This window comes from Dictyobacter halimunensis, from assembly GCF_036245075.1.
In genome coordinates, this window is sequence record NZ_BSRI01000002.1 from 1,331,937 (window position 1) to 1,354,849 (window position 22,913).

The 22,913-nt window shown below is 55.2% G+C and carries 10 protein-coding genes and 3 rRNA genes; 8 read left to right on the forward strand and 5 right to left on the reverse strand.

The features are described 5' to 3' along the window. Positions 1–292: 292 nt before the first annotated feature. Both AABA21_RS19585 and AABA21_RS19590 read right to left on the reverse strand, forming a co-directional pair. A 23S ribosomal RNA gene (locus AABA21_RS19585) occupies positions 293–3,253 on the reverse strand. A gap of 307 nt (positions 3,254–3,560) precedes the next feature. Further along, positions 3,561–5,043, reverse strand: a 16S ribosomal RNA gene (locus tag AABA21_RS19590). Between the two features lie 744 nt (positions 5,044–5,787). Between AABA21_RS19590 and rrf the strand changes: the two genes are divergently transcribed. Both rrf and AABA21_RS19600 read left to right on the forward strand, forming a co-directional pair. After that, positions 5,788–5,904: ribosomal RNA gene (gene rrf / locus AABA21_RS19595) — 5S ribosomal RNA — on the forward strand. A gap of 259 nt (positions 5,905–6,163) precedes the next feature. Then, on the forward strand, positions 6,164–9,079 hold the full coding sequence (locus AABA21_RS19600) for an ATP-dependent helicase (RefSeq protein ID WP_338253136.1): 2,916 nt from the start codon (positions 6,164–6,166) through the stop codon (positions 9,077–9,079). A gap of 110 nt (positions 9,080–9,189) precedes the next feature. On the opposite strand, the gene AABA21_RS19605 is transcribed toward AABA21_RS19600, so the two are convergent. Then, positions 9,190–9,648, reverse strand: coding sequence for a lipocalin-like domain-containing protein (locus AABA21_RS19605; RefSeq protein WP_338253137.1), 459 nt, complete (start codon positions 9,646–9,648; stop codon positions 9,190–9,192). Positions 9,649–10,022: 374 nt separating this feature from the next. Here AABA21_RS19605 and AABA21_RS19610 point away from each other — a divergent pair, with 374 nt between their 5' ends. After that, entirely contained in the window at positions 10,023–10,547 is a 525-nt protein-coding gene (locus AABA21_RS19610; protein WP_338253138.1) for a hypothetical protein, read from the forward strand. A gap of 68 nt (positions 10,548–10,615) precedes the next feature. Here AABA21_RS19610 and AABA21_RS19615 read toward each other — a convergent pair whose 3' ends face one another. Further along, a complete protein-coding gene (locus tag AABA21_RS19615) occupies positions 10,616–11,971 on the reverse strand; it encodes an MFS transporter (protein WP_338253139.1) in 1,356 nt (451 codons plus the stop codon). A gap of 685 nt (positions 11,972–12,656) precedes the next feature. Here AABA21_RS19615 and AABA21_RS19620 point away from each other — a divergent pair. From AABA21_RS19620 to AABA21_RS19630, 3 genes are all read left to right on the forward strand, one after another. After that, positions 12,657–13,268: a hypothetical protein gene (locus AABA21_RS19620; RefSeq protein WP_338253140.1), complete on the forward strand. Its 612-nt coding sequence runs from the start codon at positions 12,657–12,659 to the stop codon at positions 13,266–13,268. Positions 13,269–13,405: 137 nt separating this feature from the next. After that, entirely contained in the window at positions 13,406–13,816 is a 411-nt protein-coding gene (locus tag AABA21_RS19625; RefSeq protein ID WP_338253141.1) for a GntR family transcriptional regulator, read from the forward strand. Positions 13,817–13,893: 77 nt separating this feature from the next. Next, on the forward strand, positions 13,894–14,931 hold the full coding sequence (locus tag AABA21_RS19630) for a DUF1648 domain-containing protein (RefSeq protein ID WP_338253142.1): 1,038 nt from the start codon (positions 13,894–13,896) through the stop codon (positions 14,929–14,931). Positions 14,932–15,023: 92 nt separating this feature from the next. On the opposite strand, the gene AABA21_RS39455 is transcribed toward AABA21_RS19630, so the two are convergent. Next, entirely contained in the window at positions 15,024–18,002 is a 2,979-nt protein-coding gene (locus AABA21_RS39455; RefSeq protein ID WP_479430363.1) for a hypothetical protein, read from the reverse strand. 1,653 nt (positions 18,003–19,655) lie between these two features. Between AABA21_RS39455 and AABA21_RS19655 the strand changes: the two genes are divergently transcribed. Both AABA21_RS19655 and menD read left to right on the forward strand, forming a co-directional pair. Beyond that, complete coding sequence (locus AABA21_RS19655; protein WP_338253147.1) at positions 19,656–21,065, forward strand: isochorismate synthase; 1,410 nt, start codon at positions 19,656–19,658, stop codon at positions 21,063–21,065. Positions 21,066–21,074: 9 nt separating this feature from the next. After that, on the forward strand, positions 21,075–22,913 hold the full coding sequence (gene menD / locus AABA21_RS19660) for a 2-succinyl-5-enolpyruvyl-6-hydroxy-3-cyclohexene-1-carboxylic-acid synthase (RefSeq protein ID WP_338253148.1): 1,839 nt from the start codon (positions 21,075–21,077) through the stop codon (positions 22,911–22,913).

The following is a 22,913-nucleotide window of genomic DNA, read 5'->3' on the forward strand; positions in this document are numbered from 1 at the left end:
AAGCATGCAGGCCGCAGGCGATGAGCATGAGAGCAAGACACATTCTCACTGACGTAAAGTAGATCGATATACTATAATGACTCAAATGCCTGGAGAGAAATAAATGAGAAACAATAAGTCCGTAGAATTGGGCATAAAAAAAGATTCGTTATATATATAACGAATCTTGGAAGCTTTTTTATTTGCTTGAATAACTGGAGAGTAGTATTCCCTCAATTTTGCCGAGCCATCTGTCAGTCAGAGACTGAAGCAGAGAACACGCATTCCGTGCCACGATGAAGATACATGTTGGTGAAACAAGCCGTACGATCATTAGGGCGACTTCGCTACGCCTGTTACCAGGTGTCCACGTGTCGTCTATCTACCAGGTCGTCTTCCTGGGATCTTGACTCTTCTAGAGAGTGGGAGAACAAGTCTTGGGTGCGGCTTCGCGCTTAGATGCTTTCAGCGCTTATCCCTTCTCGACATAGCTATCCAGCTCTGGCCCGGGCAGGCCAACTGGCACACCAGCGGTCGAGCCATCTCGGTCCTCTCGTACTGGAGATGACGCCCCTCAATTCTCCTACGCCCACGACGGATAGAGACCGAACTGTCTCGCGACGTTCTGAACCCAGCTCGCGTGCCGCTTTCATGGGCGAACAGCCCAACCCTTGGGACCTACTCCAGCCCCAGGATGCGACGAGCCGACATCGAGGTGCCAAACCTTGCCGTCGATGTGAACTCTTGGGCAAGATAAGCCTGTTATCCCCGGGGTAGCTTTTATCCGTTGAGCCACACTCCTTCCACTCGGGAATGTGGGATCACTAAGCCCGACTTTCGTCCCTGCTCGACCTGTCCGTCTTGCAGTCAAGCTCCCTTGTGCCTTTACACTCTGATGGGTGATGTCCATCCACCCTGAGGGAACCTTTGGGCGCCTCCGTTACTCTTTGGGAGGCGACCGCCCCAGTCAAACTACCCGCCTGATCCTGTCCACGTCCCGGCTCACGGTGACGTGTGAGAAACAAAACACAACGAGAGTGGTATTTCATTAGTGTCTCCCCCACCCCCACAAGGGTAGGTTCTCCGACTCCCACCTATGCTACGCACGCTCTGCCTCGTTTCGAGGTCAAGGTGTAGTAAAGCTCCACGGGGTCTTTTTGTCCTGTCGTGGGTAACCCGTATCTTCACGGGTACTTCAATTTCGCCGAGTCCTCTGTCGAGACAGTGCTCAACTCGTTACTCCTTTCGTGCGGGTCGGAACTTACCCGACAAGGAATTTCGCTACCTTAGGACCGTTATAGTTACGGCCGCCGTTCACCGGGGCTTAGATTCGCAGCTACGATCACCGCTCCTCGTAACCTTCCGGCACTGGGCAGGAGTCAGCCCCTATACTTCCGCTTTCGCGTTCGCAGAGACCTGTGTTTTTGGTAAACAGTCGGTTGAGCCAATTTCTTGCAACCCCCTCACGCCATTCCGAAGAACATCGCTACTAGGGCACCCCTTCTTCCGAAGGTACGGGGTCAATTTGCCGAGTTCCTTAACAGAGGGTCGCTCGATCACCTGGGGAGTGTTCCCCCTGCCTACCAGTGTCGGTTTGCGGTACGGGCGGAGATGGCTCTGGCGAGAGGCTTTTCTTGGCGGCCTAGGGGCCGATGACTTCCGCGGACGCAACGTCCGCTCGCTGCACGTGTCATGCACAGGAAACCGGGATTTGCCTCGGCTTCGCACTTCAGCGCACAGACCCATCCTGTCCACTCGATGGGCTCACCTTCCTTACCGCGTCCCCCCATTGCTCGTAACGAGCATCTCCGGTGCAGGAATCTCTGACCTGCTTTCCATCGCCTACGACTATGACGTCCTCGGCTTAGGACCCGACTCACCCTGGGACGTTTGACGGTGCCCAGGAACCCTCAGGCATTCGGTGTGTCTGGTTATCACAGACATGACGCTACTCATTCCGGCATTCTCACTTCTCTTCGCTCCACCAGTCCTTACGGTCTGGCTTCTCGGCTTGAGAACGCTCCCCTACCAATCCATCTAGGATGGATTCCATGGCTTCGGTAATCCGCTTGAGCCTCGATACGTTGTCGGTGCCACGACACTCGACCAGTGAGCTATTACGCACTCTTTAAATGGTGGCTGCTTCTAAGCCAACATCCTGGCTGTTTGGGCGTTGTGACCCCCTTTTACACTCAGCGGATACTTGGAGACCTTAGCCGATGGTCTGGGCTGTTTCCCTTTTGACGACGAAGCTTAGCCCCCGCCGTCTCACTTGCATGCATGCTGTCCTGGCATTCGCAGTTTGCTTGGGTTTGGTAACCTGCACGAGGCCCCTAGCCCATTCAGAGCTCTACCTCCAGGATAGTTCATCATACAGCTGTACCTCAATACATTTCGGGGAGAACCAGCTATCTCCGTGTTCGATTGGAATTTCTCCCCTATCCACAAGTCATCCCCCAGTTTTGCAACACTGGTGGGTGCGAGCCTCGACGGACTGTCACATCCGCTTCACTCTGCTCATGGATAGCTCACACGGTTTCGGGTCGCATCGCCGCAACCGCTCGCCCTGTTCAGACTCGGTTGCCCTATGGCTCCCCAGCTTTAACGCTGGTTAACCAGGCTACGACGATGCACTCGCCGGATCATTCTACAAAAGGCACGCCATTAGCCCTTGGTTTCTCATGAAACAGTGGCCTCTGACTGCTGGTGAGTACGTGGTTTCAGGGTCTCTTTCATCCCCCTCTCGGGGTGCTTTTCACCTTTCCCTCACGGTACTTGTTCGCTATCGGTCGCTAAAGATGTGTAGCCTTGGAGGGTGGTCCCCCCAGCTTCCCACAAGATTGCACGTGTCTCGTGGTACTCAGGATACCGACCCAGTCCCCTCGTTCGTCCTCTACGGGACTCTCACCCGCTCTGGTCACGCTTTCCAACGTGTTCAAGTAAACAAAGGTTCTTTGTTGTCGGTCCTACAACCCCGATGGACCCGAGGGTTCATCGGTTTGGGCTCCTCCCGGTTCGCTCGCCACTACTACGGGAATCTCGGTTGATTTCTTTTCGTCGGGTTACTGAGATGTTTCAGTTCACCCACTGCCCCCCGTCACTGCCTATGTGTTCAGCAGGCGGTCTCCAGACATCACTCTGGAGGAGTTGCCTCATTCGGAATCTCGGGGTTCATCGCTTGTATGCAGCTCCCCCCGAACGTTTCGCCGGTCTCCGCGTCCTTCTTCGGTCTTTAGCGCCAAGGCATCCACCTCGTACTCTGTGTAGCTTGTTCTCTACGTCTCTTCATCATGTACTATGAATGCTTTGACTTCTGCTCTTCTTCTCGAAGAGAGAAATCGATCCTCTGCTTCAACTCTGGCTGACCATATTGCTCAGCAAAATTGAAGGAATACTATCTTCAGTTGTTCAGGTGCACTGCTGGCCATCCGCCTTCCGTAGAAAGGGATGCTGTACCCCAACAGCTCAAGAGTGGAAACCAGCGTCGCTTCTGGCAACGCACCAACCAATGTCCTGGTCGACCTGGAAGTGGGATGAAACTGTACGTTCTTCTGTGAAGAACCTTCATCCAAGCTCCCTAGAAAGGAGGTGATCCAGCCGCACCTTCCGGTACGGCTACCTTGTTACGACTTCACCCCAATCACTGACCCCACCCTCGACGCTTGCCTCCCCAAGGGGTTAGCCCAGCGGCTTCAAGTGTTGCCAACTTTCGTGGTGTGACGGGCGGTGTGTACAAGACCCGGGAACGTATTCACCGTAGTGTGCTGACCTACGGTTACTAGCAACTCCAACTTCATGGAGGCGGGTTGCAGCCTCCAATCTGAACTGAGGCCAGGTTTGACGAGATTAGCTCCCCCTCGCGGGTTGGCAACTCTTTGTCCTGACCATTGTAGCGTGTGTGTCGCCCAAAGCGTAAGGGCCGTGCTGACTTGACGTCATCCCCGCCTTCCTCCGTCTTATAACGGCAGTTTCGCTAGAAATATCCAACTAACGACAGGGGTTGCGCTCGTTGCGGGACTTAACCCAACATCTCACGACACGAGCTGACGACAGCCATGCAGCACCTGTGAACCCGCCCCGAAGGGACAGCCCGTTACGGCTGGTGCAGGTCCATGTCAAGCCTTGGTAAGGTTCTTCGCGTTGCATCGAATTAAACCACACGCTCCGCTGCTTGTGCGGGTCCCCGTCAATTCCTTTGAGTTTTAATCTTGCGACCGTACTCCCCAGGCGGACCACTTATTGTGTTAACTGCGACACTGAAGGGGTCGATACCCCCAACGTCTAGTGGTCATCGTTTACGGCTAGGACTACCAGGGTATCTAATCCTGTTCGCTCCCCTAGCTTTCGCACCTGAGCGTCAGGTACTTCCCAGGACACTGCCTTCGCCTTTGGTGTTCCTCCGGATATCTACGCATTTCACCACTCCACCCGGAATTCCGTGTCCCTCTGAAGCCCTCAAGTCAGACAGTTTCCATAGTACTTCGTCAGTTGAGCCGACGACTGTCACTACAGACTAATCTGACCGCCTGCGTGCGCTTTACGCCCAGTAACTCCGGACAACGCTCGCCCCCTACGTATTACCGCGGCTGCTGGCACGTAGTTAGCCGGGGCTGATTCCTCTGGTACCGTCCGTTCTCGTCCCAGAGAAAAGCAGTTTACGATCCGAAAACCGTCATCCTGCACGCGGCGTTGCTCGTTCAGGGTTGCCCCCATTGACGAAAATTCCTCACTGCTGCCCCCCGTAGGAGTCTGGGCCGTTCTCAATCCCAGTGTGGCTGATCGTCCTCTCAGACCAGCTATCGATCGCAGTCTTGGTAGGCCATTACCCCACCAACCAACTAATCGAGCGCAGGCTCATCCTCGGGCGCCGTTTCCGGCTTTGCTCTCGCGAAAGAGCATATGCGGTATTGTCGGCGATTTCTCGCCGGTATTCCTCACCCCAGGGTAGATGACCCACGTGTTCCTCACCCGTCCGCCACTCCCTGTTTGCACAGGGCGTTCGACTTGCATGTGTTAGGCACGCCGCCAGCGTTTATCCTGAGCCAGGATCAAACTCGCCATCCAATTTTGTATATCGACATCGCGCTCAACGAGCGGATGCGCAATTGCATGTGAATTGCGATCATGGCCAAGTTACATTAACATTGGCTTGTTTCGCAGATTATTATGGATACTTGATGATGGAAAAACCATCAAGCCTCCGAATTGACAGGAACTGGTTCTTATGTGTGTTGTTGTTCCAGTTGCTGTTCTGCTTTCCACTCTTCAGTTGTCAAGGTACTGTGTCGGCAGAACCTTCATTCTGCCATTGAGCAAGCATTTGTGCTTTTTTCGTTCGCTTGTCTCGTGTGCTGTAGTATCGCATATCTGTTGTGCTCTGTCAAGCGGTTTTGGGACCACTTTTGCGAGTCGTCCGAAATCTCGTTGCTTACCCCGGTTCCGCTGGGAACCGCCACTGCAAACGGCCTGAAACGCTCACGGACGCGGTCACCCCGCGTGGTATGTCTTTCAGGGGGAAGTTGATCCCGGAGGGGCTACATTAGCGTAGCACAACTGCGATATAGGGACAGGAGCGCCCACACGTATAAGAGCGGGTGATTGTCTCTTTTTTGACAGCTCGATGATTATGCCACACCTGCATAACTCTGTCAAGCATTTTTTAGACATATTTGACCCCGGCCATAAAATTGGCGAAAAATAGGAAGCGAGGAAAAATTCATCCAAATTCATTCTAAAAGGGGGTTGACAGAGTCAAAACTCTGTAGTAGTATTCCCTCTGTCAGAAAAACCACTTGCATGTGCAGGTGAGCTGGTGACAATAGCGAAGAGGGCACACCCGTTCCCATCCCGAACACGGAAGTTAAGCTCTTCCTCCCCGATGATACTGCGTGGGCAACTGCGTGGGAAAATAGGAAGTCGCCGTCTCACCCGCCCATACGGGTGGTTTTTTTGTTGCCTTAAAAACGCACCTATGTCATGGGTTGAGGCAGGAAGCGCCCGCACGGGGCGCACCTACGATGGCATGATTTATCCGCCCGTTTTACCTATTGGGCTGTTTTCTTCAAAAAAAGCTGATTGCGCTGCGTATATCTATACATGAGAGATCCCGATTGTTGTTGGTATGGGCGAACTGGCTGGCCTGGTGCAGCGGTTGGCTCCTCCTGTATAGAAAGTATGTTGCTTGATGATAGAGACCGGTGGCGCTATTTCCCCTCTATTGACCTCCCACTACGAGATGAATGAAGATCAGAAGGCCATCGTGGCCCACAAGCAGGGGCCGCTACGCGTGATCGCGGGTCCCGGTTCCGGCAAGACCTATAGCCTGACGCTGCTGGCGATGAATCTGCTTCTCTGCCAGGATACGTCCCCGGAGGGCATTATACTGTGCACCTATACCCAGAAGGCTGCTTACGAGATGCAGGACCGGCTATATGAGATTGCGCGCAAGATTGGCTATACGGAGGATCTGTCGCAGATCAAGATTGGGACCATCCATAGCATCTGCAAGCAGTTTTTGATCCGTCATCTGAACCATACACCGCTGGGCAATAATTTTGAGACGCTGGACCAGTTTTCGCAGCAGATGCTGATCTACCGCCACCTGGATGAGCTGTGTAGTCCGGGGATGCTGCGCTTTCTGGGCGAGCAGTGGGGGAGCAGCTGGCAGATCGCCAAAAAGCTGCAGTTTCTATGCGATAAGATTGCCGAGGAGTTGATCGTCGATAAGCTGCTGCAAGAGTTTCCTCATCCGCACCTGGATACCAGCAGCGATCGGCGTACCCTGACCAGTATGCTGCCACACATCTATCACAAGTACGCCGCTCTCCTGCGTGACGCTAATTATGTTGACTTCGCGCACCTGCAAAAATATGCCTATGACCTGCTCCAGCAACCAGCGGTCTTCCAAAGTATCGCTCAGCATATTCGTTACGTGCTGGTCGATGAATATCAGGATACCAACTATATCCAGGAACAGATCCTGTCTAAACTGGCTCTGGCAAATGGGGAGCGCAATCTTTGTGTGGTCGGAGATGAGGATCAGGCCCTCTATCGCTTTCGCGGCGCCACGGTACGCAATATTCTTGAGTTCGCACAGACGTTTCCCGAATGTAAACAGGTGCAGTTGACGATCAATTATCGCTCGCACGCGACCATTATCGCCACCTGCAACCGGTGGATGGAGAGTCTACATGCCTCCTTCCCGCAGGCGCCCACGTATCTGTCCGGTATCTTCCGTACCGAAAAAACGATCCGTTCGGCTCTCTCTCACGCCGAGACGGCGCATTATCCAGCCGTAATCACGCTAGAGGCCCGGGATCCCTGCGATGAGGCGGAACAGTTCGCGCGCCTGATCTATGAGCTGAAGCAGGAGGGACGCATCCAGGACTATAGCCAGGTCGCTATCCTGCTGCATAGCGTGCGCTCTTCCTACAGCCAGCCATACATTGATGCGCTCGAAAAATATCAGATCGCGACCCATTGTCCACGGGCGCGCAACTATTTCAACCAGCCAGAAATTCAACTGCTGCTGGGATGCTTTGCCCAGTTGCTTCATCTGCAGGAGGCCGACTTTACACCCGAACAGGAAAACTTTCTGCTCTATCTCCAGTCATGCCAGGAACTGCTGACCCTGACCTGTCAGCGCCATCGCGACCTGACCAGCGAGCTGCATACTATCCAGGAGGAGATCTGGACGACCAGCGAGTGGTCTGAGACCGCCGAAAAGCAGCTGGCGGATTATTTCTATCGCTTCATTTTTACGTCCGCCTTCGATACGTATCGAGCGGATAAGCAGGCCATGGCCAGCCTGGTTATCTTCTCGCAACACCTCAAGGCGTTTTTAACCAGCTTTCAACACACCCATCTCAGCACCAGAAATCTGGCCGCCGTTCAATACGACTTCTTTCACACCTTTCTCTACTTTCTCCATCTGGATGGGGTCAACCAATTCGAGAATCCAGATGAACTGGTGCCGCTGGATCATGTGCAGATCATGACGATCCACCAGGCTAAAGGATTGGAGTTTCCGGTGGTCATTGTAGGACGGCTGGATAAGGCGCCTCCCCAGGGAGGCAATGAGGATAGGGCGCTGCGGCCATACTACCAGCGGGAAGCGGTCGAGCCCGAGAAGTATATTCCGGCTTTCGATACACGACGCCTTTTCTATGTAGCTTTCTCCCGCGCCCGCCAGGTGCTGATCCTGAGCGCGCCTCTGAAGCCGCATAGCCAGTTTAGCCTGCTCTGGTACAATACGCAGGCCCTGGAGTATCATTATCGCGAGCTGATGCTCAAGATGCCACCGGCGGATGAGGTGCAGCCACATGAGCCACCCAAGCGCCGCTTAAGCCTGACCAGTCATATCGCACTCTACGATACCTGTCCCCGGCAATTCGAGTACCTACGCGAGCACAACTTCAGTCCAGCCCACAGTGTCAATACTTTTTATGGTCAGCTCATCCACCAGACGTTGGAGGGTATGCATCGCCTCGCCCTGGAGCAGCCTCTGAACAGCGTCCATGAGCATTTGATTCTGGAGCTGTTTGAACGAACCTTTTATTTCCTGACCTGTAGCGGCATGACTCCCCTGGATCGTGCCAGCAAACAGAAGGCGCTGGCGCAGATCCTGCGTTACTTTGATCAGAACCAGGACCTGCTCGACCAGGTATACGACGCCGAGTATAGCTTCCAGGTTGAGAAGGATCAGTATCTGCTGACGGGCAAGATGGATCTGCTGGTGCGGGGACAGCAGGGATTGGAGATCATCGATTTCAAGTCCGGTACTCGGCCTGAAGAGGACGCGATGATCCTGGGAGCCTACAAGCAGCAGCTCTATCTGTACGCCCATGCCCTGGAACGTCGCACACGTCAACTGCCCGCACGTCTGTCCCTCTATTGGATGGCCGAGCCCAATAAGCGGGATGCATTGATGGAGGTTCCCTTTCACGAGGAGAACCTGCAGCAGGTCGATAGCTATTTTGATGCCATCAGTCACAAGATTTTGAATAAGCAGTTTGAGGTGGTCACACCTCCCCCACGTGAGGTCTGCCAGCGCTGCGATATCCGCTATCTCTGCGCGAAACAGGGGACCATCTCGTTGTGAGATATGTCCCCTGTCCATTTCTTAAAATGGGTCTGACTCCCGTCACCCTGGTGGATCGTGATAGCCCCCGCATGCACCAATACACAATGGACTTGTAGACTACCAGCCGGTCAGCTATCAATTCCTGGCGCATACTTGTGCCAGATCATATAACCGGTCCCCTGCTTACCGTTGGCCAGAATAGGCGCTGACCGCAGAATCAACTGCTGGTCGTCCACCATTTCGATGTAGCGTAATTGGGCCTGGCCAACCCAGTTAGGGAATAAGCTGGCCTTGACATGATGGGTGACCTCGTTGCCATGCAGTTCATATGGTCCCCCATAAGAGACATAGGACCTGGCGGCCTGAGCCTGCTCTTCCAGGCTTCCGGCCAAAATATCTTCCGTCGCGAATAGCTGCCGTTCTCCTGTGGCGAGGGCCATTGACATGTATCCGTCAGGTGAATACACCAGGTGTCCGCTGGCGTGCGTTCCCCAGGGATAGCGAACATCCCCATCACTATAGCGCATCTCTATCGAAGCTAACTTCCATGTGCCGATTAAATCAGCCGGAGCAATAACCAGTTCCATAAGCGGCCGTCCTTTTCAGCTTGTACGCCAGTTGCTCACGCAACTTTTATAGCTGTTAACGCGCTACATAAAATCCATATTCTTGTTTTATATAGTTACCCTGTCATCATATTTACGCACAGTGCCCGTATAACTGTCAAATAACATGTAGTTCTGACGGTACAACTTTTTGCCTGACTGCTGCGTGTAGAAAGAGTAGTTGCCCTATATTTTTAGCAAAAAAGCTAACACAAACGTAGCAGTATTACACAGATCTCAGCCGCGACCTGCTAGCATGGCAGGTTCACATGTAGAAGCTGGGTGCGCCAAATGGTTTCACTCAGACGTGTAGGATAAAAGCAGGGAGGTCTGTGTGATAGAAAGGTTGAAGCAAGATGACTGCCATACATAGAGAGAATAATAAAACTCGTATCGAGTTCCCTTCGATTACTTTCACTCGCACGGCTAATCGCGCTATCAATGTCAAGGATATAAATAAGGCCTCCTGGCTGGGGATCGCGGTCGGACTGCGTTCGATGACCCCGATCGCGGTGCTGACCACGACCAGCAATCAGAGCTCACCAACGCTCAAAAAGGTGACGACCTTTCTGGCGGTGGGAGAAGCTATCGCCGATAAACTGCCAGTCATTCCCAGTCGCGTCTCGAAGGGTCCGTTTCTGGGCCGGATCGTGATTGGAGCGGTGGCGGGAGCGGTGCTCAATAAGCGATTACAGCAGCCACCAATGATGGGAGCGATGCGCGGCGCGCTGGGGGCGGCCCTGGGAACGATCGCGGGCTATACTTTCCGCAGCTTTGCCCCCAACGCAACCGGCATACCCGATATCATCTGGGCCCTGGCCGAAGATGGCATAGCTTTTACGCTAGCCACAAGTGCTACTACATCAGATAAGCTGATGTAGCAGCATTACACAGCAGAATCTTTTTCTATGCGCCGTCAGGAACCAACAAACTGCATACCGGGCTGAGATCAGTGGATCACCTGGTCAGGTTGCTTCTCAACCTCGCGCAGCGTTCCTAGACGGCGCATTTCGGGCCAGCAGAGTGCGACACAGACCACGACCAGGATGGTACCAATGCCTCCAGCCACTACAGAGAGGATGGGGGTGAATAGTTGCGCGGTCAGCCCCGATTCAAAGCCCCCCAGTTCATTTGATGCCCCCACAAACAGTGAGTTGACCGCCGAGACGCGTCCCCTCATCTCGTTGGGCGTCCGGGTCAGCAGCAGCGAACTGCGAATGACGACGCTCACATCATCGAGGGCTCCCAGCAGGAAGAGCATGGCCAGCGATAGCCAGAACGAATGCGAAAGTCCGAAGACGATGGTGGCAAGACCAAAACCAGCGACCGCGACCAGCAGAGTCGGCCCCGCACGCTTGAATGGCGGCCGATGGGTAAGGATCAGTACCACGCACAGGGCGCCGATCGAGGGGGCCGCGCGCAGCCAGCCGAGTCCGGTTGGTCCTACATGCAGGATGTCACGCGCAAAGATCGGCAGCAGGGTTGTTGCCCCACCCAGTAGCACGGCGAAGAGATCCAGCGTGATCGCCGCCAGCAACACCGGGGTGCGCCGCAGAAAATGCACGCCCTCAAAAACCTCTCTCCAGCTGGTCTCCTCTTTCTCTTTACGCGCATCTGCTTTGACAACCTGGTGGCGCGCTTTAATGAAGATCAGGAGAATGACAAAGGTAAAAGCGGCCAGCGCGTTCAAGACGTAGACCAGGGTAGCGCTATGGAAGAGACCAACCAGCATGCCACCTAGACCGGGTCCCATCACAGAGGCGAGCTGCCAGGAGCTACTGCTCCAGGTGGCGGAGTTCTCAAAGTCCTCCTCAGGAATAGTCTGGGCCGAAAGGGCGGAACTGGCTGGATTCAGGAATGCCGTGGCGGTACCAATAACGAATAGACAGGCATAAATCAGAATAAGCGAACCATGAAAGAGAGATAAGGCGGCCAACCCCAACGAAGATATGACCAGCACGCTCTGTGAAATAAGCATGATCGCTTTACGGTTCACGCGATCGGCGATATGCCCGGCGGGCAACGATAATAAGATCACCGGAATGATTAAAACCAGCCCCACACCACCCAGGACCAGGGCAGAGTTGGTGCGATCATAAAGATCCCATCCTAACGCGACCTCTAACATCCTTTCACCCATCGAGACGATGAACGATCCAATCAGCAATAAGCGGAAATCACGCGAACGCATGGCGGCGTAAGGATCGTGGACGGGAGGCGGGGCTGAACCTATTTCAGAAGCGGGTGGCGAAGTGTTGGAGAGCGCAAACTCAGACTGCTGATCATCCCTGTTGACAAGACTCACGTATGTACCTCTTTAACTAGCTCACGAGTCCACTGTGGGTTGATGCATGGAGTGATCATCCGATCACTCCATGCATCAACCCACAAAACCAGCGCAACTGCGCAAAGGACGCGCGTGCGAGGGCTATCACCTGCCCCCGTGTGGCAAAAGTTAGACAGATGCTACAAAAATACCTTTGCTAGCAACTATACCATATAATCGGCCAGCGATTTGCCGCTTCCATAGGAGAAGATAAGTACTAATGTTTTGTGTCATTAAATACTAGCATAAACCAAAAGGTGTTATTATAGTCATATAATGGGCATATATATGGTCCATCCTCTATTACTAAAAGGCCTGATGTATCCTCTTTCAAAAAGATTATGTTACAATACTCATATATGGAATCATGCGTGGCCGTATACGTTGACTATATTCCTCCGGAGCCAGTTTAACGGGTCCGATTCCTATCCTTTTTTATCAATTACAGGTGCTTTAACGTTTACAGTATTACAGTACCGGAATAAAAGTTTCTACTCATATCGTCAATAATTTATCTCTACAGTAGCATTAGATAGTAGGGCCTCTATTGATTTGTTTGTTTGCATTATTAAGACTATATGCAACCAATCAGGGAGACAAACTTTGGCTTATGGCGAGAGAGGGTTGCCCTCTGTAAGAAAAGCGTTTAATCGAGAGGTGCGCAGTGTATAGGATCGGTCTGTCAACCCTCTTTCAGGTAATGCAAGAATATCGGCAGAACGGGCGCCTGAGGGCGCAGTTACCGCAAGGGACGCTCGGGCTAGACAGTAGCTATGTCTTTATTGATATGGTCCAGGGCAGCATCGTCTCGTGCTATATCGTTAATGCCCAGGGCCAGCTACTTACGTCTGGTCGTTCGGCCCTCAATACGGTCGCGTATGTTGGCGCGTTAGATTGGACGGTGATGCAAGAATATGTGCAGACCAGTCCACGCCTGCCCGCTGTGCGCGCGAATACCACGGGACAGCTTCCAGCTATTCCTCAATACGCCGGAGGTAACACGGGACAGATTCCGGCTATTCCTCAATACGCCGGACATAACACGGGACCCCATCCCGCCATTAACTTTATCCCCCAGAGAAGTATACCGCTCGATTCAGCGATCCTGACGCGCTTTCCACGCCATTTAAAGCGTGTCCTGGTACTGGCCGATGGTACGCGAACCGTGGGAAAGATTGCTTCCATCCTTTCACCACATGAGGATCGCATCCGCGAAGTGCTGCAGATTCTGCACGACCTCGAGGACAGGGGCCTCCTGAGCATTAAGCGCTCGTAGCTTGCTCGTTCCCTTCTCCCTACCCCTCTTTTGTTTCCGACGTATCACAATCTCTGCCTCTCCTGGTATAGCATATTGCAATTCTTTGTTCTATTTGTTATAGTATATATATTACAAAGTAGCGAAAGGCTTACGCCATGTTTTTGATGATAGAGATCGATAGTGAAAAACCTATCTATATGCAGATTCGCGACCAGATCATTGAGGGGATTGCCAGCGGGCAGTTACCAGCGGGTGCGGGTCTGCCATCCATCAGGCAATTGGCCTCTGACTTTGGCATTAATCTCCATACGGTCAATAAAGCCTATGATCTGCTGGAGCGCGAGGGCTTTATTCAGCTCAGGCGTAAGACGGGAGCCGTCATTCAGGTGACTCCTCCTCTATCACCTACCTGGCAGGAGCGGCAGAGAACGCTGCTGGCGGAGGCTTACGCTAAAAATGTTCCTTCTGAAGAGATTTTGCGACAGTGCCATGCCATCTTAAAAGAGTTTGAAGAGGCTGCGCTACATCATCAAGAGAATAGTAGTAATCCACAGAATTGGAGCTAACAATGGGTACTCTGTATGTACTTATGAGCATCATTTCTCTCATCCTGGTTGTGTCCGCGTGGTTGTGGACGCGCATTATGCCTCCTACAATCCCCTTTGGGGTACGTATTCCGCCCGATCGTGTGGATGCACCAATTATCGCGCATGTTCGACGCGACTATCATACCGGTCTGATCGTGATCGCTTTGCTGGTGGGGGCTGCCAGCTGGTTCTTCGCGCAGTATAACTCTGTGATCTATACCAGCGTGGTCGGCATTCTGGTGACAACAATATTGATCTACCTCGATTATTACAGCGCGCATAAGCGCATCGCGCATGTAAAGGAGCGCGAAGGCTGGTACAACGGTCTGCGCCAGGTGGTTATGGCGGAGGTTGGCACGACGAGATCCGAGGTGAGTCGTCCCTCGCTACTCTGGTTGCTGCCGGCTCTGCTGATCCTGGCCGCGATCATCGCCATCGGCATCGTGCGCTATCCAGCGCTGCCCGCGATGATCCCAACCCACTTCGGAGCCGATGGGCAGCCCAATCAGTGGACCGACAAGGCGGTGGCGTTGTGGACGTTGCCGCTGCCTGTGATCCTGGTTAGCGGTCTGCTCTATACCCTGGCTTACTACCTGCCCCACACGCGCCAGCAGATCGACCCGAACAATCCTGAAGCAGACCATGAGCGCCAGCGCTTGCTGCGCCAGGGAACCAGCAAGCTGCTCCTGATGATAGCGACGATGACGAACCTCATCTTTCTGCTCACAGCGTTGCTGGTGCTCGGCGTCCTACCACCCGGCAACGCTGTGACCATTGTGCCTATCGTGACCACGATCACGCTGCTGATACTTGTTGGGACCATCACCTATCTGACACGCCTGATGAGCCGCGCCAGTCAGTCTCAGCACGCACAGGTCAATGCCAACAAGCAATTTGTGGCCCGCGATGATGACCGCTACTGGATCGGTGGCATACTCTATTATAATCCTGAAGATCCGGCTCTATGGGTGGAGAAGCGTATGGGCATGGGCATGACCATCAACTTTGGCAACCCCACAGGCAAGATCATTACGGTCGCCTTTATCGTCATCATCCTCATCTCATCGCTATTGCCAATCATCCTCGGTCATTAACATGGCCCAAAACAAAGACGTATGCATGTAGCGCAATGCTACATGCATACGTCCTTCAAGCTAGTCCAGCATCCTTCGAGCTGGTTCTGTTATTACCAGAACGGAGGAGGCGGTGGAATGTTCAACGATGCACTACAAAGTCTATATGGATACGATGGACAGGTCGCGGGCAACGGGCTGTTCTGTGATACACCAGAGCTCCCAGACGCGGGCAACGGGCTGTTCTGTGATACACCAGAGCTCCCAGATGCAGGCAACGGGCTGTTCTGTGATACACCAGAGCTCCCAGACGCGGGCAACGGGCTGTTCTGTGATACACCAGAGTTCCCAGACGCGGGCAACGGGCTGTTCTGTGATACACCAGAGTTCCCAGACGCGGGCAACGGGCTGTTCTGTGATACACCAGAGTTCCCAGACGCGGGCGGCAGGTCGTCATACTTGTGGATGTTCAAACTGGCGTTGGCCGTCACCTGGCTACCTCCAACCAATGTTGGCAGAGTCACAGAACCAACCGATGAAGTATTATTGGCCACTGTGATCTTATCACCCGCATTCAGTTGGACGATAACTTCCCCATGAATCTGTTTGGTCTCCAATGAGCGACCATTAGATCCAAATCGGCCTCCCGGAACTGGCGTACCATTGAGAAGAATAGCGAACTGACTGCTCTGGTTCGTCTGAATATCAACGCTGATACGATAGACGCCGGGGTCATTCACAGTCACCGTATCCGCCGCTGTATGCTGGATTCCTGCAGAGATAACACCATCGGTACCAAACGTGACTGTATTATTAGGTGCTATAGTCTCTGCAGTTGTATTGTAAATGTCCGCATACTGCTGAGTCATTGTCGATCCTGAAGGGCCTTGCGGTCCTGCCGGGCCAATGGGACCCTGTGGACCAGTTGCACCAGTTAGGCCAATGGGACCCTGTGGACCAGTTGCACCAGTCGGGCCTTGTGGGCCGGTGGGGCCAACTGGGCCGGTATCACCTTGTGGTCCTTGCGGGCCGGTGGCGCCAGGATTGCCTTGTGGACCTGTGGCGCCGGCCGGTCCTACTGGTCCCAGCGGGCCTTCCGGTCCCTGAGGTCCCTGAAGTCCTTGCGGGCCCACTGGTCCCTCAACTCCCTGGGGACCTTGTGGTCCTGTGTTACCTTGCGGGCCGGTGGGGCCAGCTGGGCCAATGTCACCTTGTGGTCCTTGCGGGCCGGTGGGGCCAGGATTGCCTTGTGGGCCTGTGGCGCCAGCCGGGCCTGTTGGTCCCAGCGGGCCTTCCGGTCCCTGAGGTCCCTGAAGTCCTTGCGGGCCCACTGGTCCCTCAACTCCCTGGGGACCTTGTGGTCCCTGTGGTCCTATGTCACCTTGTGGGCCTGTGGCGCCAGTGTCACCCTGTGGTCCTTGCGGGCCAGTGTCACCCTGTAGACCTTGCGGTCCAGTTGGGCCGGCTGGGCCGGTATCGCCTTGTGGGCCTTGTGGGCCTTGTGGGCCGGTGGCGCCAGTGTCACCTTGCGGTCCTTGTGGGCCGGTGGCGCCAGTGTCACCCTGTGGTCCTTGTGGGCCGGTGGCGCCAGTGTCACCCTGTGGTCCTTGTGGGCCGGTGGCGCCAGTGTCACCCTGTGGTCCTTGCAGGCCGGTGGGGCCAGCTGGGCCTGTGTCACCCTGTGGTCCTTGCGGGCCGGTGGGGCCAACTGGTCCTGTGTCACCTTGCGGTCCCTGTGGGCCTGTGTCACCCTGTAGTCCTTGCGGTCCAGTTGGGCCGGCTGGGCCGGTATCGCCTTGTGGTCCTTGCGGGCCAATGTCACCCTGTAGACCTTGCGGTCCAGTTGGGCCGGCTGGGCCGGTGGCGCCAGTGTCACCCTGTGGTCCTTGCGGGCCGGTGGGGCCAACTGGTCCTGTGTCACCTTGCGGTCCCTGTGGGCCTGTGTCACCCTGTGGTCCTTGCGGTCCAGTTGGGCCGGCTGGGCCGGTATCGCCTTGTGGTCCTTGCGGGCCAATGTCACCCTGTAGACCTTGCGGTCCAGTTGGGCCGGCTGGGCCGGTGGCGCCAGTGTCACCCTGTGGTCCTTGCGGGCCGGTGGGGCCAACTGGTCCTGTGTCACCTTGCGGTCCCTGTGGGCCTGTGTCACCCTGTGGTCCTTGTGGACCGGTGGCGCCAGTGTCACCCTGTGGTCCTTGTGGACCGGTGGCGCCAGTGTCACCCTGTGGGCCTTGCGGGCCGGTGGGGCCAACTGGTCCTGTGTCACCTTGCGGTCCCTGTGGGCCTGTGTCACCCTGTGGTCCTTGCGGTCCAGTTGGGCCGGCTGGGCCGGTATCGCCTTGTGGTCCTTGCGGGCCAATGTCACCCTGTAGACCTTGCGGTCCAGTTGGGCCGGCTGGGCCGGTGGCGCCAGTGTCACCCTGTGGTCCTTGCGGGCCGGTGGCGCCAGTGTCACCTTGCGGTCCTTGCGGGCCGGTGGCGCCAGTGTCACCCTGTGGGCCTTGCGGGCCGGTGGCGCCAGCTGGGCCAGTGTCACCTTGCGGTCCTTGTGGGCCGGTGTCACCCTGTGGTCCTTGCGGTCCAGTTGGGCCGGCTGGGCCGGTATCGCCTTGTGGTCCTTGCGGGCCAATGTCACCCTGTAGACCTTGCGGTCCAGTTGGGCCGGCTGGGCCGGTGGCGCCAGTGTCACCCTGTGGTCCTTGCGGGCCGGTGGCGCCAGTGTCACCTTGCGGTCCTTGTGGGCCGGTGGCGCCAGTGTCACCTTGCGGTCCTTGTGGGCCAGTGGCGCCAGTGTCACCTTGCGGTCCTTGTGGGCCAGTCGAGCCAGCCGGGCCAGTTTTACCGGATGGGCCTTGCGGACCTGCTACACCTTGCGGGCCTAAGGGTCCCTGGTTTCCTTGCGGGCCTTGCGGGCCTACCGGTCCCTGAAGTCCCTGAGGTCCTTGCGAGCCTTGCGGTCCGACTGGACCAACAGGCCCGGTAGCTCCTATAGGGCCGGCTGGGCCTACGGGCCCTAAGGGACCCTGGGGTCCCGGAGGTCCTGGAGGCCCTTCCTGCTCTACATCTTTCGTATCTAGAGCGTGATGCCTGTTCAGGCTACTGCCCCTAGTGGTATCAATGGAGGGATTCGTGCTTGTCTGTACGAAGCCATGAATACGTTGATAATCTGCCAACGTATTCACCGTGGTGCTGGTGAGGACATGCTCGTGGCTGTTGGACAAAGCCTTTGCAACACCTACATGGGCACCCATCATGGGCATGGTAAACACGGCCCCTGCCATCAACAACGAACCAGCCAGACGTATACCAATCTGGGGGCTTTTGCGCGGGAGCCTGGGGTGGAGATCCACCTGTTTCATAGATGTTATTCCTTCCTTGATGAAGCGTTGATCGCACACGAACAATCAACACTTGCCGAACGGAATATAAACAGATAAAGAGGTTTTTTATATTTTTTCAGCATTCGGATAACATTCTTGCTAAAAATTTACCTCCTATGTTAACTATACATATCGCAAAAAATGAGCATTTTAGATTTATATAATATTCTATATCATAGAAATCACTCTAAACGATTTAATTAATTATGTAATTTTTTAGCTCAAGAATATATTGGAAGGCAAAATATGCTGGAGGGGATTTTCACTCACCATATGTGCTAGCCCATTTGTGCTATCACATATACAGATTTTTCAATCAAGGGATCTAATTAAACCGATCCCAACAGCGCCTCAGCGCCATTTTCGCCAAGAGACCCTTCGGCTAAAATGGGAGACCCGTTACCAGCCGGGGCATTTCTTAACCGTTTGCGCACCTTGGGCAGGTGGAGACCCGTCGGCTAAATTGGGAGACCCGTCACAAAATCGGGAGACCTGAACTTTTCAAAATGGGAGACCCGTCATAAAAAAGGGAGACCCGTCGGGCGTCTCTGTTGCCATCAAAAAGAGGGATTCACTATCTTATGACAACTAAAGGGGAATTTTTCCAGCTCAAAGGGAGACCCTGCGACTGAAATGGGAGACCTGAAGACCAAAAGGGAGACTTGAGTCTCCTTCCCTATCGATATCGATATCGTAATATATATTTAATTATTATATTTTTATTAACTTTAACGATTACGATTAATCGATAACCGCTACCCCGCCGCTAACTTCTCAACCACAGGAAAATATTATGTCACTATCTGTTGCTTATTTTTCAGCTATTGACTTTCCAGCCACCTCGTGCTATCCTACCACCAGATCACGCTGCACCATCACCCAATCGCCCGACACTTGCAGCGTGGATGATCTCGCTTTGCTGAAGAAATTTTTCTCCGTATTTCCCTCTTTGGTTTGTTTTTCAACGACGTGCTATAATACTACAGGCACTGCTTTGGCTTCGGCTTTTCTACCACCGCAGTATGTCGCCCCATGTGGTCATACCTCTGCTATCTCTAGACTACTTATGTTGCTGGTCCCTTTGGGTGTGACTACGATGCGGCCCGGTGGCTAGATCGAGAGTTGTCAACGGTGGTTATGGATATGCGGAGGATCAGAAACAAGCTGTCTGGTTTTGCTGTTCTCTCTCCCTCCCCATCTTCCAGCCCGCACCGTCTGGCTCATAGATGAGTATATTCCACTATGGTCGCATGGTCTCTTTCGATATAATAATCAGTGATACTTCTGGTGAGTTGAATGGATATAACTTTTACTGATAATGCGTATAACACAAAACATGCGGGGTCCCCTCTCTACGACCGAGACCATTTGCTAACGACGTTCCAACAGGCCAGGGAGCGCGCGAGCCAGCTAGAACGTCAGATCCTGGTCAGCATTACCCTTCCCATGGCCACCCACGATCCACAGGTGGTGTTTCGCATGTTCCAGCATCTTGATATGGGCGATCGCTTCTTCTGGGCGCGCGCAACCGATAAGCGAGCACTGGTCGGCGTTGGAGAGGCAACGGTAATTGAGACGACCGGCCCCGAACGGGTAACGACGGCGGCAACCGCCTGGCGCGAACTACGCCAACACGCGATTATCGAGAAAATTTCGTCAGACCTGCCTCCCTATACCTCGGGTCCCGTGCTGCTGGGCGGCTTTATGTTTGACACGCTGACACCCCATACCGATCTATGGGAAGGTTTCCCGGACGGCCTGCTGATCCTCCCCCACCTGCTCTTCCATGTTGATGAAGATAAAGCTGCCCTGACCATCAATGCGTTGATCGACGCAGACGATGCCGTTGAGCAACGTACCGAGCAGGTAGTAGAAAGACTGCAGCATCTGGCCCAGGCGCTACAAAACAGAATCGATCAACCTGTTGAAGAGGCGGCACAGCGGTCCAGCGAGTTGAGGACACAGGATATGCTGCCGGCCGAGCGGTGGAAAGAGCAGGTGGCGCAAGCGGTGAAGAAGATCCGCGCGGGCGCCTTTGAGAAGGTGGTGCTGGCCCGTGGCGTGCAGGTGGCGCAGGAGGAGGAGTTTGATGTCGATGGCACGCTGCGACGCCTGAGCCAATCCTATCCCAGCGCCTATGTGTTCGCCATCCAGCGTGGCACGCGCTACTTTATGGGCGCGACCCCCGAGCGTCTGGTGTGCAGCGAGGATGGAGAGATTCAGACGATGGCGCTGGCCGGTTCAGCCCCCCGCGGGACTTCCGAGGAAGAGGATCGCCGCTTCGGTGAGGAGCTGCTCAAGAGCGAGAAGAATCAGGGTGAACACAATTTTGTGGTGACAACGATCCGCGATGCCCTCTCTTCCCTGTGTTCGCGCGTCTGGGTAGCAGATGCTCCACGCCTGCTGAAGCTCAAAAATATTCAGCACCTGGAGACACCGATCATGGGTAATCTGAAGCCGGGACACAGCATCCTGGAGGCCATTGAGGATCTCCACCCGACCCCTGCGGTCGGTGGCTATCCACGGCTGCCGGCGCTCGACGCCATTCGTGAAGATGAGCAGTTGGATCGCGGCTGGTACGCGGGTCCGATCGGGTGGATCGGAACCGGCGGCAATGGCGAGTTCGCGGTGGCGCTACGCTCAGGATTGGTTGATGGCCGGCAAGCCACGCTCTTCGCGGGCTGTGGTATCGTGGCCGATTCCGATCCTGAGAGCGAGTATCAGGAGTCCTGCTTGAAGCTGCAGGTGATGCTACGTGGCCTCGGTGGAGAAATGTGAGAAAGTTCTATGGTACAGCTACAAACACATAGTGATCCGCGCCAGGCAGCGAATCCTATGTATGCTTATGTCAATGCATTTATTGATGAGTTACAGCGTTCGGGGGTCCAGAATATTGTGATCTGCCCGGGCTCACGCTCGACGCCGCTGGCGATGGCTATCGCGGCCCACCCATCTCTCAAAGCCTGGATGCATGTAGATGAGCGTTCGGCGGCCTTCTTCGCGCTGGGAATGGCCAAGCAGTTGCAGCGCCCGGTAGGACTGGTCTGCACCTCGGGGACGGCGGCGGCCAACTTTCTGCCGGCCATTGCCGAGGCAAAGTTGACCCACATACCACTGCTGGTCCTGACCGCCGATCGTCCTCATGAGCTACGCGAGACCGGCGCTCCGCAGGCCATCGATCAGAATCGCCTCTATGGGACGCACGTCAAGTGGTTCGTCGAGGTCGCTCTGCCCGAGGCGAGCAACGAGGCGCTACGTTATATCCGCACGCTGGCCGACCGGGTCGCGGCGCTGGCTAGCGCGGTGCCGGCCGGACCGGTCCATCTCAATCTGCCGTTTCGCGAGCCGCTGACGCCCGCCGCCCTACCCGATCAGCCTCTACCACCCGTTGAAAAGCGCGATCCCATCCTCTGGCAGGGCCGGCCCGACAACGCGCCCTATATCCGTGTCAACGATGCCCTCCCCGGTAGTATCCCGGCCGCAGAGATGGAGCGAATCGCCGAGCAAGCCAGCTCCACCGCGCATGGACTAATCGTGGTCGGACCATCATTTGATCCCTCCCTGACACAGCCTCTGCTTGCCCTGGCGCGCACCCTGCGCTATCCCATTCTGGCTGATCCACTGTCGCAGCTACGCGGCGGGGCGCACGAGCAGGATCTGGTCGTCAGCAGCTACGATGCCTTCCTGCGCCTTGAGTCCTTTACGCAGCGCTTCGTACCAGAGCTGATCATCCGCTTCGGCGCGATGCCGGTCGCCAAACCTTTCCTGCTCTACCTGAAGCGCTATGCCGACTGTCCGCAGATCATCGTTGATGGGCTGGGGGAGTGGAATGAGCCGACGCAGCTGGCCTCACAGCTGATCCATACCCATCCGGCTACCTTCTGCAAGGAGCTGGCGGCTCTCCTGGCACAGCGGAAACAGGATCGTCCAGCACGCGACGACGGCTGGCTCCAGAGCTGGCTGCGCACCGATCGCACGACACGCCAGACGCTGTGGGCCGCCATCCAGGATTTTCAGGACCCCTTTGAGGGGCGCGTCTTTACCGAGCTGGCCGATCTGCTACCTGAGGGCGCGACCCTCTTCGCCGGCAACAGCATGCCGATCCGCGATATGGATACATTCTACTGGGGCGGTCCTCAAAACGTCGACGCGCTCGGCAATCGTGGCGCCAACGGCATCGACGGCGTCATCTCCAGCGCCCTGGGGGTTAGCGCGGGCAAACAATCCTCCACCCCCACGGTACTGGTCATCGGCGACCTGTCCTTCTTCCATGATCTCAACGGATTGCTGGCGGCGCGATTACACCAATTGGATCTGGTGATCATCTTAATCAATAATGATGGTGGTGGGATCTTCTCATTCCTACCACAGGCCGCCTATCCAGATCACTTTGAGCAGCTGTTCGGTACCCCGACCGGACTCGACTTTCAGCCGGTCGTACAGATGTATGGGGGGACCTATCAGCGGCCAGCGGACTGGAGCGCCTTCCGCCAGGCCTTTCAGCATGGCATCGCCGCGCGTGGGCTGCATGTGATTGAACTGCGCACCGAGCGCGCCAGCAATGTAACCATGCATCGCCAGCTATGGCGAGCGGTCGAAGGTGCGCTCCGTAGTCAGGAGGACTAA